This window comes from Caldisphaera sp. (genome assembly GCF_049974385.1).
Lineage (GTDB): Archaea > Thermoproteota > Thermoprotei_A > Sulfolobales > Acidilobaceae > Caldisphaera.
Window position 1 is genome coordinate 1 of the sequence record NZ_JBMFIW010000051.1, and the last position, 746, is coordinate 746.

2 protein-coding genes are annotated in these 746 nt (G+C 29.9%); both read right to left on the reverse strand.

All coding sequences use genetic code 11. The annotated features are described in order from the left end of the window. A partial coding sequence (locus ACP5GV_RS08040) for an AMP-binding protein (protein ID WP_428103277.1) occupies positions 1–638 on the reverse strand: 638 nt, incomplete at its 3' end. 10 nt (positions 639–648) lie between these two features. After that, the coding region (locus ACP5GV_RS08045; RefSeq protein ID WP_428103283.1) for a hypothetical protein at positions 649–746 on the reverse strand (98 nt) is incomplete at its 5' end.

The following is a 746-nucleotide window of genomic DNA, read 5'->3' on the forward strand; positions in this document are numbered from 1 at the left end:
ACTACTTTAGATGGGCCTGTTGTACCAGAAGTAAGTATCATCGCTGCTATGTCATATGGCTTTTGATTGGACACTGCTTTTTCATTACTAGATTTAAGCAGATCCTTATATAGCATCCACTGAGTCTTTATTTTATTCTTTAATTTATCTTCCACATCGCCAATTATTATTAAATTCTTTATTTTATTCTTTAATTTATCTTCCACATCTATAAATGCTTGTAACAATTTTGAATCTATTATTAAATGGCTTGTGTCAGATTTTTCTAGGTTATATATTAGAGGATCTTTAATAAAGTTAATATTAACAGTAACAGGAATAGCACCTGCCTTTAATATACCAAAGTAACTTATTATCCATTCTGGAGAATTATTTGCAAAAATGGCAATTTTTTCTTCCTTGTTAATTCCTAAAGATTTGAGCCCGGCAAAAAATGACGTACTTAAATCATTAACTTCTTTATAAGTAAATTCTCTACCATCTTCATATATGAGCCAAGTCTTTTCTCCATTTTCTGCTGATTTGTTTTCGATTAGTTTGACTAAATTAGGGTATCTTTTCACAGCTTCTAAATAAATATTGATATCATAAAAGCCTTTTTTGGCTGTAGGATCAGGAGGAAATATTTTATTACTCATCATTATCACCCTATAGTTTATCATTAATTCCGGAGGCATAGTAAGCCAATTTCTTGCTTCCTTCATAATTATATGATCTGTATAATTCTATAACACTTGCTTCTATGG